Annotated in this window: 12 protein-coding genes and 4 tRNA genes; 10 read left to right on the top strand and 6 right to left on the bottom strand. The window is 58.3% G+C overall.

Going from position 1 to position 17,105, the window contains the following annotated elements; all coding sequences use genetic code 11:
- Positions 1-180 precede the first annotated feature (180 nt).
- From sodB to purE, 3 genes are all read right to left on the bottom strand, one after another.
- Entirely contained in the window at positions 181-759 is a 579-nt protein-coding gene (gene sodB / locus HP15_RS11725; protein WP_014577657.1) for a superoxide dismutase [Fe], read from the bottom strand.
- A 71-nt stretch (positions 760-830) separates the two neighbouring features.
- Positions 831-1,949 carry a 5-(carboxyamino)imidazole ribonucleotide synthase gene (locus tag HP15_RS11720; RefSeq protein WP_014577656.1) on the bottom strand — a complete coding sequence of 373 codons (1,119 nt, stop codon included), beginning with the start codon at positions 1,947-1,949 and terminating at the stop codon, positions 831-833.
- Between the two features lie 17 nt (positions 1,950-1,966).
- Positions 1,967-2,458 carry a 5-(carboxyamino)imidazole ribonucleotide mutase gene (purE, locus tag HP15_RS11715; RefSeq protein WP_008171382.1) on the bottom strand — a complete coding sequence of 164 codons (492 nt, stop codon included), beginning with the start codon at positions 2,456-2,458 and terminating at the stop codon, positions 1,967-1,969.
- 296 nt (positions 2,459-2,754) lie between these two features.
- On the opposite strand from purE, the gene HP15_RS11710 reads away from it, so the two are divergent.
- From HP15_RS11710 to HP15_RS11685, 6 genes are all read left to right on the top strand, one after another.
- Positions 2,755-3,735 carry a hypothetical protein gene (locus HP15_RS11710; protein WP_014577654.1) on the top strand — a complete coding sequence of 327 codons (981 nt, stop codon included), beginning with the start codon at positions 2,755-2,757 and terminating at the stop codon, positions 3,733-3,735.
- Positions 3,736-3,874: 139 nt separating this feature from the next.
- Positions 3,875-4,747, top strand: coding sequence for a DUF2846 domain-containing protein (locus tag HP15_RS11705; RefSeq protein WP_014577653.1), 873 nt, complete (start codon positions 3,875-3,877; stop codon positions 4,745-4,747).
- Between the two features lie 50 nt (positions 4,748-4,797).
- Positions 4,798-5,055 (top strand): hypothetical protein, encoded by a 258-nt coding sequence (locus HP15_RS11700; RefSeq protein ID WP_041645336.1) that lies wholly within the window; start codon positions 4,798-4,800, stop codon positions 5,053-5,055.
- Positions 5,056-5,216: 161 nt separating this feature from the next.
- A tRNA-Val gene (locus tag HP15_RS11695) sits at positions 5,217-5,292 on the top strand.
- 67 nt (positions 5,293-5,359) lie between these two features.
- A tRNA-Asp gene (locus HP15_RS11690) sits at positions 5,360-5,436 on the top strand.
- Between the two features lie 18 nt (positions 5,437-5,454).
- Positions 5,455-5,530 (top strand) — tRNA-Val (locus HP15_RS11685).
- Positions 5,531-5,571: 41 nt separating this feature from the next.
- Here the strand turns inward: HP15_RS11685 and HP15_RS11680 are convergent.
- Positions 5,572-6,978 carry a 3-oxoacyl-ACP reductase gene (locus HP15_RS11680; RefSeq protein WP_014577651.1) on the bottom strand — a complete coding sequence of 469 codons (1,407 nt, stop codon included), beginning with the start codon at positions 6,976-6,978 and terminating at the stop codon, positions 5,572-5,574.
- 322 nt (positions 6,979-7,300) lie between these two features.
- Here HP15_RS11680 and HP15_RS11675 point away from each other — a divergent pair, with 322 nt between their 5' ends.
- Positions 7,301-8,638 carry an acetyl-CoA C-acetyltransferase gene (locus HP15_RS11675; RefSeq protein WP_081449873.1) on the top strand — a complete coding sequence of 446 codons (1,338 nt, stop codon included), beginning with the start codon at positions 7,301-7,303 and terminating at the stop codon, positions 8,636-8,638.
- A 99-nt stretch (positions 8,639-8,737) separates the two neighbouring features.
- A tRNA-Met gene (locus HP15_RS11670) sits at positions 8,738-8,814 on the top strand.
- Between the two features lie 53 nt (positions 8,815-8,867).
- On the opposite strand, the gene HP15_RS11665 is transcribed toward HP15_RS11670, so the two are convergent.
- Positions 8,868-10,355 carry an amidase gene (locus tag HP15_RS11665; protein WP_014577649.1) on the bottom strand — a complete coding sequence of 496 codons (1,488 nt, stop codon included), beginning with the start codon at positions 10,353-10,355 and terminating at the stop codon, positions 8,868-8,870.
- A gap of 43 nt (positions 10,356-10,398) precedes the next feature.
- Entirely contained in the window at positions 10,399-11,406 is a 1,008-nt protein-coding gene (locus HP15_RS11660) for a hypothetical protein (protein ID WP_014577648.1), read from the bottom strand.
- Positions 11,407-11,697: 291 nt separating this feature from the next.
- On the opposite strand from HP15_RS11660, the gene HP15_RS11655 reads away from it, so the two are divergent.
- Both HP15_RS11655 and HP15_RS11650 read left to right on the top strand, forming a co-directional pair.
- Entirely contained in the window at positions 11,698-13,347 is a 1,650-nt protein-coding gene (locus tag HP15_RS11655; protein ID WP_014577647.1) for an autotransporter assembly complex protein TamA, read from the top strand.
- Positions 13,344-17,105 (top strand): translocation/assembly module TamB domain-containing protein, encoded by a 3,762-nt coding sequence (locus tag HP15_RS11650; RefSeq protein ID WP_227499624.1) that lies wholly within the window; start codon positions 13,344-13,346, stop codon positions 17,103-17,105. Before HP15_RS11655 ends, HP15_RS11650 begins: the two co-directional genes overlap by 4 nt.

Raw genomic sequence — 17,105 nt, 5'->3', positions numbered from 1 at the left:
GTTTCCAAGTATGGTTCAGGTTCGCGATATCTTCATGGAGTATCGGCGATTTTTCCAAAGATTTCAGAGTGTGCTTGTATCAAATTGTAATTGCTTGGGTATAGCAGACACAAAAACGCCCGCCAGGGGCGGGCGCTTGATCACAGTCGTTTTAGACTGAGTCTGGAAGCGAGGCCGGGATCAGGCCAGGTTTTCGTTTACGAAATCCCAGTTCACCAGGTTCCAGAAAGCTTCCAGGTAGTTCGGGCGGGAGTTGCGATAGTCGATGTAGTACGCGTGCTCCCAGACGTCGACGGTCAGTACCGGCTTGTCGGCACCGGTCAACGGCGTTTCAGCATTGCTGGTATTCGCGATGGCAACGGAGCCGTCCGCTTTTTTCACCAGCCAGGTCCAGCCAGAACCGAAGTTGTTGGCTGCTTTGTCATTGAATTCTTTCTTGAAATCTTCGAAAGAACCGAACGCCTTCTCGATCGCTTCCTTGGCAGCACCGGTGGGTTCACCACCGCCGTTCGGGCTCAGGCAGTGCCAGTAGAAGGTGTGGTTCCAGACCTGTGCGGCGTTGTTGAACAGCGGGCCGCTGGCACTCTTGATGATGTCTTCAAGAGATTTGTTGGCGTTGTCAGTACCTTCGATCAGGCCATTGAGCTTGGTGACGTAGGTGTTGTGATGCTTGCCGTAATGGTACTCGAGCGTTTCCTGAGAGATGTGCGGTTCCAGTGCGTTCTTTTCGTAGGGCAGTGCGGGAAGTTCAAATGCCATGAGGTCGTTCTCCCTGTCTCTCTGTTTATGTTGATGTTCGTTACCCCAATATAGGGTCGATTTGAGTCAGATCAACCCTTTGGTGTTAAAGAACTTTTAAACTCTGGGCTGCCCGGCAGGAACTGGGCGCAGTTCTTCACCCGCCAGACGAGCTCTTCGTAGCTGTCGGCCAGTATGTTTACGTGGCCCAGCTTCCGACCCGGTCGCTCACCCTTATTATAAAGATGAACATGGGCGTAGGGCAGTTCGAGGATTCGCTCGATGTCGCCGTGCTCTCCGATGATATTGATCATGCAGCTCAAACCACGTGGAGCAACATTGCCAAGAGGGTGCCCGCTTACCGCGCGAATGTGGTTCTCGAACTGGCTGGTCATCGCGCCTTCGATGGTCCAGTGCCCCGAGTTGTGAACCCTGGGCGCCATCTCGTTGGCGACCAGGCCATCGGTTGTCTCGAACAACTCAAGCGTTAATACGCCGACATAGTCCAATTCGTTCAGTAGTGCCTTGATGTACCGCTCCGCATCTTCCTGAACGTGCTTCTCGAGCTTAGGAGCAGGCGCAATGGAGTAGCGCAGAATTCCCTCGTGGTGGGTGTTCTCCGCCATCGGGTAGAACGCCAGCTCACCGTCTTCAGCGCGAACGGCGATAATCGACACTTCCCGGTGGAAGTCGACGAACTTTTCCACGATAAGGCGGGGGTGGCCGATGGAGGTCCAGGCGGCCTCGGCGTCCTCAGGGGATTTGAGTACGGCCTGTCCTTTGCCGTCGTATCCTTCGGTGTTGGACTTCGCTACCACCGGGCAGCCAAGTTCTTCGGCCGCGGCTTTCAACGAGGCGGCGCTATCGGCAATTTTCCATTCTGGCGTGGGGATGCCCAGCTCGCCGAACAGAGTCTTTTCCGCTTCCCGGTTCTGACACACCTGCAACGCCCGGGGGCAGGGGTGAACCGGTTTGTGAGCAGCAATTTTCTCGGCCACGTCTACTGGCAGGTGTTCGAACTCATAGGTAACACGGTCGACCCGGGAGAGGAAATCGTCCAGGTACTGGCCCTCGCGATCGATGATGACTTCACCAAGGCCAGCACTGGGGCTGCCGGACATGTCATAGAAAACAAAGGTCTTGGCCAGTGGGTATCCGGCCAGTGCCAGCATTCTTCCCAGTTGGCCGGCGCCCAGTACACCAATTCTCATTCGAGTTCTCCTGCCTGTTACTGGTCCCGAGGATCAGGATTGTCCAGAATCGTTTCGGTCTGAGTGGCCCGGAACTGCTCAACCGCTTTGCGTACGCTGTCGTCCGAGGTGCCAATAATCTGCGCTGCCAGCAGGCCAGCGTTGGTTGCGCCGGCTTTGCCAATAGCGAGGGTGCCGACAGCGATGCCGCCTGGCATCTGGACGATGGAGAGCAATGAATCCAGGCCATTCAGGGTTTTGGACTGAACAGGAACACCAAGGACCGGCAGGGCGGTTTGCGAGGCAACCATGCCCGGCAGGTGCGCTGCGCCGCCGGCGCCCGCAATAATGACTTTCAAACCGCGGTCTGCGGCCGTTTTGGCGTAGTCGAAAAGCAGATCCGGTGTGCGATGGGCCGAGACGACTTTGGTTTCATAGGGCACGCCGAGTTTTTCGAGCATGGTGGCGGCGTGTTCCATGGTGGGCCAGTCGGATTTGGAGCCCATGATGAGTCCTACAAGCGGCTGCATATGCAACAGTCCTGTGATAATTGGAAAGCCGGCCATTGTATGTTTTGGCCACCTACCATGCAACAAACCTCGGTGGAAGGCAGAGTTGAGGGGCTTTTTCCGGAAACCGCTACTAGCACATCCATGTGCGCTTGACTGAAGCCATCCTTGGCTTCAGACATTTCCGCAAAAAGCCCCTCAACTCTGCCCCAAACCCTCGGGAGGAGTCGGCATGACCGCCCCTTCATTTTTACCTGCGCCTAAGTACAGGTATTATCGATCCCTATTGTTTTAACCGTCCATAGTCAGGAGCTGTAATGGAACCCATCCGTCCAGATGATGATGAGTTGAGGGCTGAGCGACCGATTGGTAGTGCCGAGCCGAAGAAGGCAGCGGAAAGAAAGTCCAGGCCAGCGTCCGGAGGGAAAGGCGAACCGTCGACACCAGCGAAGCCTCCCAAAGGTGGCAAGGGCGGTAACGGAAGTGGCGGCAGCAATGGTCGCAGTAGCTCGGCAATGCTGTGGGTGTTGTTGATTGTGCTGGCCGTTGCCGCGGGTGCTGGCTGGTACTCCCAGGAGCAGCGGGTTCAGGCGTTGGAAGGGCAGCTTGAAGAAGCGGATTACTGGGCGCGGCAGAGCAAGCTGGCGCTTGCTCGGTTTGAGGGCGAGCTTTCGGAAACGGGGGAAAACCTTCAGGAGCGGGGCGCTACTCTGGAGGAGCAGATCGCGGCGCATACGAAGCGTCTGGATACGGCAGACAGTGAGATCCGGAAACTCTGGGCCATTGCCAATGAACGCAACAAGAAGCGCCTGGATGAGCAGCAGGAACGGATTGCCGCGTTGGAATCCGGCCTTGCGGAGGGCAAGCAGGCCATTGGTTCGCTTGAGACGTCGGTTGAAAAGGTCCGGTCCTCGCTTTCTGCCGATCTTGCAGCCCTGAAACAACAGACGGAGACGTCGATTTCAGCGCTGCAGGATGCCAACCGGCAGGCAACGGATCAGTTGACGAAACTGAGCCAGCAGCTGGCGGATGTGGATCAGGTGATCGAGAGCCGTATCCGGCGTTTTGAGCAGGAGCAGAAGCTGGGAATCAGCGGCATGGAGGGTCGGATCTCGGCCCTGGAGCGGGAGACCGATGAGCTGGCCGATGATGGCCGGGTTCAGGCGCTCCGTAATGAGGTGGCCAGTCTCAAGCGCACGGTTGAGTCTATCGATGCCTCGCGGTCACAACTGACCTCCCGTCTGGTTCGGCTGTCTGAAGAGGTGAATCAGTTACGGAGCCAGATCAGCGGGCAGTAACTGCCCGTAGCGTGGTCCAGCAATCGGCATTTCGGGTTTTGTAACGGTTTGTAGCCATCCCTTGCGGTAGCTCTCATTTCTGTTTTTGTGCAGTTGTTAAGATCAGGCAACTCGCAATCAGGATGAAGAGTTAACAACAATGAAAACCCGAGTGCCTTCCGTTTTTCTTGTTCCCCGGCTTCTGGCAGCGATGTGGCTGTTGCTGGTGTTGCCGGGCTGTACGGTTTATCAGTCCATCGGCAAAAGCGTCGGGTCGTTCCTGCATCCGGTTTCCGGGCATGACTTCGTTCATATCGACAACGATAGCTGGGATCGGCGCAACGCGGTGCTGTACTTCTACAGGACACACTCCCAATGGGCGGCTGATGAAATTGAAGCGCCCAGTGTCTACATAGATGACACCCACTATTTCAACATTCGCAACGACAGCTTCACCTGGCTCGAGGTAAGCCCCGGAGAGCGCCACATCGCCATGCGCCGACCTTTGCTGGGTCTGGAGGGCATGAACTCCTTCAGTCTTAGCCTGATCGCCGATGCCACGCTGAACGTTGAGCCAGGACAGATCTATTACCTGCGTTATAACGAGCTTTCGGAACCGGGCCAACGGCATCCGGACCTGGATCCGGATCATCCGCTGACTCAGGGCGACCTCCAGCTGGTAACGCGGGAATATGCCATGCAGGCAGAGGAGATTGTTTCCACCCGTTTTCTGAACAGTGATCTGTTGGCGCCGAACCATGCGGCTACCTCCATTGTGGAAGTTAACGAAGACCTGGATTACGAGCGGCAACTGGTGCTTCTGGAGGAGGAGCGTGAGCTCGAAATCGAGCGCCTGAAGCAGGAGGGCAAGTACGAATCCACGTCCTGGTTCTGGCCGTTCGGTGGTGGCCCAACCGTGCCTCTTGAAGCCGATCGCAAGATCAAGAGGCTGGAGCAGGAATACGCGGAGTTGGAGATGGAGCGGGAGCGCAGAGAAGAAGCAGAATCCGGAGGCGGCTGGTGGATTTTCTGACTGCTGACTACACTGATGGCAGGTGAATGGCTCGGGAAAATTTAAAAACAATGGCTCTCAAGGATTCTCTTCGACTCAGATTCGAAAAACTGGCGGATGATGTCGTTCCCCAGTTGCTGGATAGCTGGGGTGACCTGCAGAAACGATTGGACGATCTGAATTGCTCTCTCGCTAATCGAGCGGTTCCCGAAGACAGGCGCAGCCGTGTCAGCGAACTTTCTCTCCAGGAAAAAGCGCAGAAGGCGGGGCAGGATCGGCCGGTGCCGCGGGCTGAAAAAGCGACGCGCAAGACCGCTGCAAGAAAGTAGGTTTGCTCAAAAACTGTACGCTTTTGAATGGCTTGCAGGTTTTTTTATAAAATTCCGGGAAAATATTTGACACCGCCAGCCAAATGCTTAAAATGCGCCTCTCACTTGGTTGAGACAGCGCGGCTGCCAAGCAAGTGAGCGCCTTTGGAAGGCTTGAAAGTGGGTGGTTAGCTCAGCTGGGAGAGCATCGCCCTTACAAGGCGAGGGTCACTGGTTCGATCCCAGTACCACCCACCACTTTCAAATGCATCACCGGATCACCCCATCCGGTTTCAGGTTCGGGCCCGAGGGTCAGAATTGATGCGGAGCGGTAGTTCAGTTGGTTAGAATACCGGCCTGTCACGCCGGGGGTCGCGGGTTCGAGTCCCGTCCGCTCCGCCATTTTTATGCAGTATACCCGGGTGGTTAGCTCAGCTGGGAGAGCATCGCCCTTACAAGGCGAGGGTCACTGGTTCGATCCCAGTACCACCCACCAAAATTCCGAAAAGGGCCGATCCGAAAGGATCGGCCCTTTTTTTATTTGCCAATCAGCGACTGGCCGCAGACTCTCACCACGTTGCCGTTCACTCCGCTGGACGCAGGACTGCAATACCAGGCGATGGTTTCAGCCACGTCAACGGGTTGCCCGCCCTGGGAGAGGCTGTTCATCCGGCGACCGGCCTCGCGGATGGTGACCGGCATGGCTGCGGTCATCTGGGTTTCGATAAAACCCGGGGCAACGGCGTTGATGGTTACGCCTTTCTTCAGTTGCCGGGCCATGGCTTCCACGTAGCCGATCACGCCGCTCTTGGCGGTTGAGTAATTGGTCTGCCCGAAATTCCCGGCAATGCCGCTGATGGAGGAGATGCAGACGATGCGGCCGTTCTCTTTCATCAGTTCTCGCTTGGCCAACTCTTCGTCGATCAATTCCTCGGCGGTCAGGTTTACGGCAATTGTCATATCCCAGAAGTGCTCGGGCATGTTGCCAAGGGTTTTGTCACGAGTGATCCCTGCGTTGTGAATGACCAGGTCCACTCCGCCAAAATGTTCATCGATGAAGTCGGCGATGAGCGTCGGCGCCTTTTCGTCAGTAATATCGCAAGCCAGTGCCTTGCCGTTGATGGCAGATGTGACTCTTTGCAGATCTTCCATGGCAGGCGGAATATCGAGTCCGATAACCGTGGCGCCGTCTCTTGCAAGGGTTTTTGCAATAGCTGCGCCGATGCCGCGGGAGGCCCCGGTAACCAGGGCAACTTTTCCTGTCAGCGGAGCGACAGGATTGGTCGCAGGCGCCGAATCACTTTTGCCGATTCTGACCACCTGGCCAGACACGTAGGCAGAGCGTGCGGAGAGAAAGAACCGGACACTGGATTCCAGTTGCTGTTCGGCCCCCGGTGCCATCCATAGCAGGTTTGCAGTAGAGCCTTTCTTTCCGATTTCCTTGCCGATGCTGCGAACAAAGCCTTCCAGGGCCTGTTGGGCAGCGGCCTGGGGCGCCTTTCTGCAAGTGGCGGGGTTTTGACCAATGACCAGTACCCGAGCGTTGCCGCCGAGTTTCTTGATGGTGGGGTGGAAAAAATCGTAAAGGGCCCGGAGGTCGTCGGGTCCTTTAAACCCGGTGGCGTCAAACACCAGGGCGGAAAATTTTTGATCGATTTCCGAATTCAGGTCCATGGGTCGGGCTTTGTTGCCGGCCTTGGATGAGTCTTTCAGCCGTTCATTCCCGCTGGCGTGGTGCAATGTGGCTGCACTGGCGCTGAGGGTGCTTCCGATTGCCGCGATGGCTTTGCCTCCGCTGGCTGCGCCTACAAGTACGTCGCCCTCGATAAACGGCTGATCGGTACGCTTGAGGCGTTTCAGGGGCACGGGCGCTGGCAGGCCCAGGGATTGTGCGGCGGTTTTGCCAACCGGGGTGTTTACTATTCTAAGATAGAGGTCAGACATGGGGGCTTCCTTGTGTTTGCATTCGGGTTGCTGGATGCGAATCGTCCTACAGGGTAAAGAATCGGATAGTTTTTGGATTGACTCAATGCCTGTAGGGTGTTGTCAGGGGTGCCAATGAGGCGTTTCCGGTTGTCGCTAAACTGTCGACATTAACAACTCAACCTGGGTGCAGGGAACATTGGTGGAAGGCTTCCCAGAACACGCCCGTGAATACGTCCCTGTAGGGCTCGGTCGCGCCATCCTTGGCGCTCCACGGTTCCGGGAAGCCTTCCCCCAATGTTCCCCCTGACATCACGGTTACTTCAAAACGGATGAAATGATCATGGCAGAAGCATCGAAAACTTCACGTAAGAAAACCGCTACTTCGAAAAAGACCAGCGCCGCCCCTTCGGCGATTCGTCGCGTTGCGGTGTTGGGTGGCAACCGGATTCCGTTCGCGCGGTCGAATACGGTCTACAGCAAGATCAGTAACCAGGAGTTGCTGACGTCTGCGCTGCGAGGTCTGGTGGATCGGTATGGCCTGGAGGGCCAGCGGCTGGGTGAAGTGGCTGCCGGGGCCGTCATCAAGCATTCGCGGGACTTTAATTTGACCCGGGAGGCGGTGATGAGTTGTGGGCTGGCGCCGGAGACGCCGGCTTATGACATCCAGCAGGCCTGTGGCACGGGGCTGGAGGCGGCGATTCTGGTGGCCAACAAGATTGCCCTGGGGCAGATTGAATGTGGTATTGCCGGCGGAACCGACACCACGTCGGATGCACCGATTGGTGTGGGTGAGGGCCTTCGTGAGATTTTGCTGGATCTGAACCGGGCCAAGACCGCCGGGGATCGATTGAAAATTCTTGGGCGGTTTCGGCCCGGACATCTGAAGCCCGAGGTGCCTCAGAATGGTGAGCCTCGCACGGGAATGTCGATGGGCGAGCATGCACAGGTGACGGCGAAGGAGTGGGATATTGCCCGGGAAGATCAGGACAAGCTGGCCTGGGAGAGCCATCAGAAGCTGGCCAGGGCCTATGATGAAGGGTTCTTCAACGATTTGCTGACGCCGATGGCGGGGCTGGAGAAGGACAATATTCTGCGTCCGGATACCACGCTGGAGAAGCTGGCTACGCTCAAGCCGGTTTTTGATCGGGAAAACGGCACCATGACCGCGGCCAACAGCACCGCGTTGACGGATGGCGCCTCTTGCGTGTTGCTGGCCAGTGAGGAATGGGCGAAAGCCAACAATCACGAGGTGAAAGCCTGGCTGACGTTTTCTGAAAATGCGGCGGTGGATTTTGTGGACAAGAAAGAGGGGCTGCTGATGGCACCTGCCTATGCAGTGCCCCGGATGCTGGAAAAAGCGGGGCTGAGCCTTCAGGATTTCGATTTTTACGAAATCCATGAAGCTTTCGCTTCACAGGTCTTGAGTACCTTGAAGGCCTGGGAGGATCCGACCTTCTGCAAGGAGCGCCTGCGCCTGGACAAACCTCTGGGCAGCATTGACCGCGACAAGCTCAATGTAAAAGGCAGCAGCCTGGCAACCGGTCACCCCTTTGCGGCCACCGGTGCCCGAATTGTCGCGACTCTGGCCAAGTTGCTGGAGGAGAAGGGCAGCGGACGAGGCCTGATTTCCATCTGTGCCGCGGGCGGCCAGGGGGTTACAGCGATTCTGGAGAGGTGAGTTTTCGGAAATCCGGAACTTTCCTTTGACAGTGTCGATCACACCCCTTATCATGCGCGCCACGTTGATCAGGGGTTCCCTGAGAAACAACCAGTTTGATGCGGGGTAGAGCAGTCTGGTAGCTCGTCGGGCTCATAACCCGGAGGTCGTTGGTTCGAATCCAGCCCCCGCTACCAATATGAAAAAGCCGGCCTAGAGCCGGCTTTTTTCGTTTCTACTCTCACGATTGTCAGAGGCCCTCGGGCGTGAGAAATCCTGCCAACCCGGCCTCCTCCAGGAGTCCCGCAAAACCGATTGTGGTCAGGTCCATCCCCGGCGCACCAATCACCTGAACATTGAATGGCAGGCCTTCTTTTGTTCGTCCGATGGGTACGGAGGTGGCAGGCAGGCCCAACAAGGTGGCGAAGGCGATCCAGCAGAACTGGTCCATGTACGCCCTTGGCTGACCGGCGACGGTAATCCGGCGTTTGAAGACCGGATGGCTGTGGTCATGCCGGATGGCGGTGGTGGGTGTCACCGGCGTCAGCAGAACGTCCACTTCCTGAAATAACGATTCGATCTCGGCCCGCATCTTCTCGCGCATTTCGCTCCAGGCCATCCACTGGTAGACCGGCTGATTCACACCTCGTCCGTATTCACCAATGAAAGGCGTCATCGGCCCCAGAAATTTGAGCCAGGGTTCCAGCCGGGCAATCCATTTCATCTGTCGGCGTTGGGCGGGCTTCAGAGAGGTGCTTAGCAGGGCGCCCAGCAGATTGAAATAAGCGGGGAGAATGTGTTCGAGGCTCAGCAATGGATGGCGGGCCTCAGTGACCAGTGCGCCCCGTTCAGACAATGCGTTGCCCAGGTTCTGATAACCCTCGGTCAGCTCCTGGTCTATCGGGCACAAGGGATCTTCCAGCCATAGGCCGACCCGGGCCTGATCGAGACTGTTTAATTCCGAGGGGGCCATTGCCAGGGACCAGCTGCGCTCTTCAGCTGGCCGGGGGCCGGCAATGACGCTCATCAGGAGTTCCAGGTCCCCGGCACTGCGCGCCATCGGGCCGCCCTCGACCAGATCCGGTCGGGACTGGGTTCCAGGTGGCCCCGGGATGTGACCCCGAAATGACACCAGCGAGCGGGTTGGTTTGTGGCCGAACACGCCACAAAAGTGCGCGGGTGTGCGAATGGAGCCGGCCAGGTCGCTGCCCACTTCAAGGGGTGTCATGCCTGCAGCCAGGGCGGCCGCAGCACCACCTGAGGAGCCACCGGGAGTGTGCGCCAGATTGTGGGGGTTGTTGGTTACCCCGAACAGTTTGTTGTAGCTCTGGAGATCGGTGGCGTAGATGGGCACATTGGTCTTGCCCAGAATAATGGCTCCGGCGTCTTCCAGCCGCTGCACGACATCGGCGTGGCGGTTGGGTTTGTGATCCCTCAGGGCTGGGGCACCCGCGGTACAGGTCATGCCCGCCACTTCCCAGGTGTCTTTCAGGGTAAGGGGAAGACCATGCAATGGGCCCCTTGCCGAGCCGGCTGCACGTTCCTCATCAGCCCTCCGGGCGTTGGTGAGAGCCTTTTGCTCGTCCAGGGTCACGACGGCGTTGATGGTTGGATTATGCTCGCGGATCCTCTCCAACAAGGCCGTGGTAAGTGCCTCGCTGGTCAGGGTGCCGGCTTCAAGTTGTTTCAAGAGGTCATGGGCCGACTGATAGTGCAGTGGCAATTGCGATGCATCCATGGATGGTCTCTTTGTTGTTGGTTTTAGAGGGCTCGTCAGTCGGTCACGGAAGTTCCGCTCGCCAGTGTTTTACCCTCACTTGTCCCTTGATGGCGTCAATGATCTCAATGATCAGGTTAATGAGCGCTTCGTTCTGCGCTTCATCGGCCCTTACTTCACCGGGCGTCGGCAGGAACACGTTCACGATGTCTTCGATGAAGGCGTGGTTGGAGGCAGATGCCAGGTCTTCGAGAATCTGGTGAATAACGTGGGCAACGATGTCGCCGACGGCTTCTTCCAGGGTTTCCTGGATCGTTGGACCCACCACAGGAAGGTACTTCAGCCGTGACAGTTCCAGATTCTGTTTCAGGGCATTGTCCACCCTGTCTTCCAGATAGCTTCTGAGGGCTCCGCGATTGGGCACGTAGCCTTCCTGGGCTGCCTCTGCGACCCGCTTGGAGATCCAGTCGGAGAGCATGTCCCTGCGGGGGTAGAGGATGTCCTCCTGGATCTTGTCGAACAGCGGAGAGCCCCGTTTGACCTCCTGCTGCACGCCGCTGAGTACTTTCAGCACAATGCGGTCTGAAAGCTCCTCCATAAAGGCTTCGTAGTAGAAGTTCACGAAGCGGTAAATCCTGGTATTCGTGATATCAATGATTTTGTACTGATGCAGGCGATAGATGATGGAAATCACCCGCAGGATACGAAGGAAACGCAGGCTTCCCACCGGGATACAGCCCACCAGGTCGTACCAGTGGATAAACGGGTAGAAATACCAGCGGTCGTAGACTTTCGCCTTGATGGCGTAACCCCAGCGGACGAAGAACTCGGTCAGGAAGATGCTGACGAAGATCAGATCGTAAAAGATGAAGCGTTCATGGATGGGGTGGTAGGCCGACTGTATGGCCGGAGCATGCTCTTTCAGCAGATTCTGAACGGCTACAAAGTTATAGATCGAGTCCCAGATGATGAACGCCAGGTTGATGATCAGCAGGCCCAGCATCAGGAAATCAATGATGAACCAGACAAGCTGGTGGCTGGATTTCAGGTTTTCTCGATTTATCTTCAGCATTCGCCAGGGTCCGGTCTGTTGCTAAGTATCTGACAGGTTAGCTTATTTCAACGCCACAAACGACTCGCCCTTGAGCCGCTCAAGGCAGTCCGAAAGGCCAACCATGGATTAACTTGACCGTCTGCCATTAAACTCCCACGCTTGAACGGAAATCCTTCTTGTTACCACCAACACTGAAATAGCCGGATGCTATCAATCTACCAAGTCGTGAATTCGGGCCGGGTCCGGCTTTTGATCTTGTTGCTCTGCTGGCTGCCGTCGTGGGTTTGCGCGCAACAGGTCGTCGTGAACATGGAGGGAGACTACCCGGATCTGAAATCAAATGCCCAGGCGTTTATCGGGGAGGTTGAAGGCCGTAGTGCCAGTAATCTCAGGCGTTATGCCCCCACGGCCGTTGGTCAGGCCGAGGAGGCATTGCGGGCGCTCGGGTATTACAGCCCGCTGATTGAGTGGCGGATTGAAGAGGGTGATTCCGACACAACGGCAACGCTTGTTCTGTCCATTACGCCGGGGGAGCCGGTGCGAGTTACGTCCCGGACCGTGGAGATCAGGGGCGCAGCTGCGTCTGATGAACGGTTTACCGCCGATCTGCCAGAGCACCCGGCGGAAGGCGACATTCTCAACCACGGGCAATATGCCAGCCTGCGAGACACCATCCAGACCCGTGCCCGGCGGCGTGGCTATTTCGACGGCACATTTGTTACCCGTACCCTGGAAGTGGATCCGGCAACCCGAAGCGCTGCGGTTACGCTTATCTATGATAGCGGCGAGAGGTACCGGCTCGGAGAGGTAACCTTTGAAGAGGGGCACTGGTTCGAGATCGGTCTACTGGAACAGTTCGTTTCTTTCGAGCCGGGTATACCCTTCCATGCTGATGAAGTAGCAAGGCTTAACCGGGATCTCCAGAACAGCGGCTATTTCAGCAGTGTTGATATCGATGCCTCACCGGGTAGTGCCGAGGACGGCGTGATTCCGGTCCGCGTTGATCTCACCCGGCGCGACGCCCGCTCCGTGGCGGCGGGCGTGGGATTTTCGACCGATGTCGGACCCAGGTTTCGTGGAAACTGGCGGGAACACTGGATCAATCCCATGGGGCACAAGCGGGGCGCCGAGACAGAACTCTCGGTACCCAGGCAGAACCTGAGTACCTGGTACGAGCTGCCCCTGGATCCGCCCATGACCGACCTGATCCGCCTGAGCGCCGGTTACCAGCGAGAGGACATCGAGAATGTGGAATCGGAACTTCTGAGCCTGGGGCAGCAGTGGCAGCATCAGCTGGATAACGGCTGGCTGCAGATATTGTCGCTGCGTTGGGAAGGTGAGCGTTTTAACATCGGCAATGACGAGAAAGGCACAAGCACACTCCTGCTGCCCGGTGCGGGATACTCGAAAATACACACGGACTCGCCACTGGACCCATCCCGGGGCTATCGCCTGCAGTTCGATGTCACCGGTTCGCATCGGGCGGCGCTGTCCGATGTGGATATCCTTCATGTAAACGCACTGGTCAAGGGGCTGTTTACGCTGGCGGACAAGCACCGGTTTCTGGGTCGTCTGCAGGCGGGGGCTGTGGCAACCAACCGGTTTGAAGATGTGCCTCCATCCCTGCGTTTCTTCGCTGGCGGTGACCAGAGTGTGCGAGGGTATGGCTATGAAACCCTGTCGCCAGAGAATGATAACGGCGTGCCGGTGGGCGGACGCTTCCTGATGGTTGGCAGTGCCGAGTACCAGTATCAGTTTGCGGACAAATGGCGTGCCGCCATGTTCGTCGACCACGGCAATGCGATCAACAATCCGAGCGACCCGCTGGCGACCGGCGCTGGTGTCGGCATACGCTGGATCAGCCCGGTCGGGCCGTTGAGGCTGGACATCGCCAAAGGGTTGGATCGTGAATTTGGCGGGGATTGGCGCATTCACTTTTCCATGGGGCCTGAGCTGTGACGAGGACGCCGGAAACATCAGACGACAGGCCGCACAAGCCATCGGCACGCTCGCGCAGCCTCCGGTTTTGGCTGTTGGTAGGGCTGGCGGTATTGATTCTTGTGCCTGTCCTTGTGGTGGCCGCTGTTTTGCTGGCCCTGCGCTCTGAGACGGGAACCGCCTGGGTTATAGAACAGGTGCCAGGGCTTCAGGTGGAAAATGACCGGGGATCTCTGTTTGGTCGGTGGCAGGCCGACCACCTGCAGTGGCGTGGTTACGGGGTCGAAGTGGTCGTTGAGTCGCCACTCGTGGACTGGTCCCCTTCCTGTCTGTTCCGAAAACAGCTCTGTATTGAGAATCTGGAAGCAGAGACGCTCGAAGTCTCGCAGTTGCCCCCGGCGGACAAAGCCGAAGGCGGGAGCCCCATTACACTGCCGGGCGTGGACCTGCCGCTGGCGCTGAATATCAGTGGCGTCCGGCTCGGGCCTTTTACCTTCAACGGCAACAAAGTCTGGGACCGGTTTGAGCTGGACGCCGGAGGGTCGGGCGCCGCCTGGAACATAAAGCGCGCCTGGTATCAGCTGGGTGAGTACACGGTGTCCGCCGCTGGCCGGATAGAAACCCGCCGGGACTGGCCTGTCAATCTGGAAGTCAAAGCGGACATCCCGCCGCCTTATGGAGACGAGTGGCTTCTCGACGCCCGGCTCTCCGGCAGCGTTCGGGACCTGATGGTCGCTGCATCCAGCCGTGGCTACCTGGATGCTGAACTCTCGGGGGAAGTCGAGCCGCTCGATCCGGCCCTGCCGGCACAGTTGAGGCTAACCTCGGATCAGTTCCGCGCAGCGCAGGCGCTGCCGGAGACCCTTGTGCTCAATGATTGGTCTGTGGACGCCAGGGGTAGCCTTCAGCAGGGTTTTCGCACCCGGGGGCAGGCTACGCTTCCGGGCACGACAGGCCCGGTGCGGCTGACGCTGGAGGGCCTGGCGACGATTCGCGCGGCCGAGAGCATCCGGATCGAGTTGGCCGCGGACCGGGAGAATGGCGCAGGGCAAGACACTGTGGTGGCCAATGGCAATGTCTCCTGGAGCGAGGGCCTCGAAGCCAGTGCCGACATCCGTTTGCGCGGATTTCCCTGGTATACGCTGATCCCGGGCTTTGAGCCGCCAGTGGTAACCCTTCGTTCCCTGGATGGCACCGTGTCCTGGCGTGAGGGGAACTACCATGCAGAGCTTCAAGCCGGTGTCGAGGGTCCTCAGGGCAACGCGGAACTGACCACCACGGTGGATGGCGATGCCGAGCAGACCACACTGACCAACCTGACCGTCAGCACAGGCGCCGGGTCTCTTACCGGCAACGGCTCCGTGAACTTTTCCGGGCCGCTTTCCTGGCAGGCGGCCTTGCGCCTGAAAGACTTCAATCCCGGTTATTGGGTACCTGTACTGGAAGCCAGTCTCAGCGGTGATGTGACGACCGAGGGACAACTCGGGGATGGACCGGTGCCTGCCATGAATGCCGGATGGGATCTCAAGGGCGACTGGCGTTCCAATCCCGCGTCTCTGCAGGGACGGCTAGATACCTCATCAGGCAGTTGGGAACTATCCGACCTTCAGTTGTTGGTGGGTGACAACCGTATTGAGGGTAGCGGTACCTGGGGCGACGTTCTGCGTGGTGATCTGGCTCTGAACCTGCCCGCGCCGGAAATTGTCCTGCCTGGCCTGACGGGGAATCTGCAAGCGACTCTGACGGCGGAGGGAACACCAGAGCGCCCGAAGGGCGAGCTGAGTGCAAGTGGCAAAAACCTGGGCTGGCAGGATGAGCTCGCCATTGAAACCCTCAGTCTTGAGGCCGATCTGCAGGACGGCATGCGCCTTGTCAGCCGTTTGCAGGCGGAAAACCTCAACGGGTTCGGCCAAGAGCTTGAAACGCTAACTCTGGAAGCCAATGGCACCCAGGGAAAGCACACCGTGAGCATCGGAGCTCGTCATGCCGAGGCTGACCTTGAGCTGGGTTTCGCAGGAGGGGCCGGCGCTGACTGGAGAACCTGGCAGGGAGAGCTGTCCCGGGGCGTGATTGACCTTCCGGAACAGTCCCAACAATGGCGGCTGCAGGCCCCGGCGACCCTGGCATACAAAGCCGATGGTGAACTCACATTTGGCAATCATTGCTGGCGCTGGGAGGAGAGTACGGTTTGTGCCGAGGACCAGACACTGCTTCCGGTTCCCCGCATTGCCTATCGTATCGACCGCTTCGCAACCGTGGCCTTCGCTCCCTTGCTGCCAGAGACGTTACGTTGGGACGGTTGGATCAACGGCGAGGTTGATTTCACCACCACCGGCGACGGTCCGGACGGACGCCTTTTCCTGGACGCCGGTGAAGGTCAATTCCAGTTGCTGGTGGACGGCGAGTGGGAGTCGCTCGCCTACAATACCCTGACAACCGAGGTCGCCCTGAAGCCCAAACAAGCCGACCTTGCGGTCCGTCTCTCCGGACCGGAGCTTGGCGATTTCACGCTGGATATGAACCTGGATCCGAACTCGGACGACCGCAACGTTGAGGGTTCCTTCAGTCTTGAGGGTCTGGATATTGCCCTTGCAGGACTGCTTTCCGGGCTGGACGAAGTTGCCGGTCGGGTGAACGGCCAGGGCCAGCTCTCCGGCCCGCTGATGAAGCCGGCGGTGACCGGCGAACTGCACCTGGTGAATGGACGGGTTTCCGATCCCCGCTTGCCGGTACCGATCGAGGAGGTGATCGCCAGCGTTCAGTTTGGCGGTTACTCGGCCGAGATCAGTGGCAGGATCCGGAGCAATGCGCGAAGCCAGACCATTGTGGATGGGGAAATCGACTGGCAACAGTCTCCCCGGGGGGAAATCACGATTTCCGGCAGCCGTGTGCCATTCAACCTGGAGCCTTATGCTCAGCTTGAGGTGGAGCCGGATCTGACCATCGTTTTCAGTGAGGGGGCCCTGGAGGTATCCGGACAGGTCGGAGTGCCAAGAGGCGACATCGAGATACAGGGTTTGCCGGACCAGGCCGTGTCGGTCTCGGAGGATGAGGTCATTGTCGGCGTGGAACGGGAAGAGCCCGTTGTCCGATCGCTGAATATGGATGTGACCGTGGTTGTTGGAGAAGATCAGGTGACTTTTGCCGCCTTCGGCGTGACCGGTGATCTGGAGGGATCTCTTCGCATTGGCAATGACATGGATACCCGTGGCACGCTCCAACTGGTCAATGGCCAGTATGAAGCCTATGGTCAGGAGCTCAAGCTCAGGCGGGCAAGACTGTTGTTCGTGGGCAACCTTACCCAACCCTATCTGGACATCGAGGCCGTCCGCACCGTGGATACCGTCGTGGCCGGTATTCGTCTGACCGGCCCTGTGCAGTCGCCCCAGACGGAAGTATTCTCCAACCCCGACATGCCTCAGACGGAGGCGCTTTCCTATGTCATCCTTGGCCGGGCGCCCCAGAGCCGGGGTGATGAGGGCCAGATGAGCCGGGCGGCGCTGTCCCTGGGACTGACCCAGGCCAACAAGGTGACGGGGCAAATTGGCGAAGAGTTCGGTATTCGCCAGCTCACCCTGGAAGCGGAGGGTTCCGGCGATCAGACCTCGGTGGTGGCGAGTGGGTATCTGACGGATGAGCTGAGTGTCCGCTACGGTGTCGGCATCTTCGAGCCGATCACGACGGTCGCTCTGCGCTACGATCTGGGCCGCTACTTCTATCTGGAGGCTGCCAGCGGGCTGGCGGCCTCCCTGGATATCTTCTACACCCGGGATTTCTGA

It is taken from the genome of Marinobacter adhaerens HP15, assembly GCF_000166295.1.
In the GTDB taxonomy this organism is placed as follows: Bacteria; Pseudomonadota; Gammaproteobacteria; order Pseudomonadales; family Oleiphilaceae; genus Marinobacter; species Marinobacter adhaerens.
Note: the sequence above shows the minus strand (reverse complement) of the source record. Positions and strands in the feature narration are given on the sequence as shown.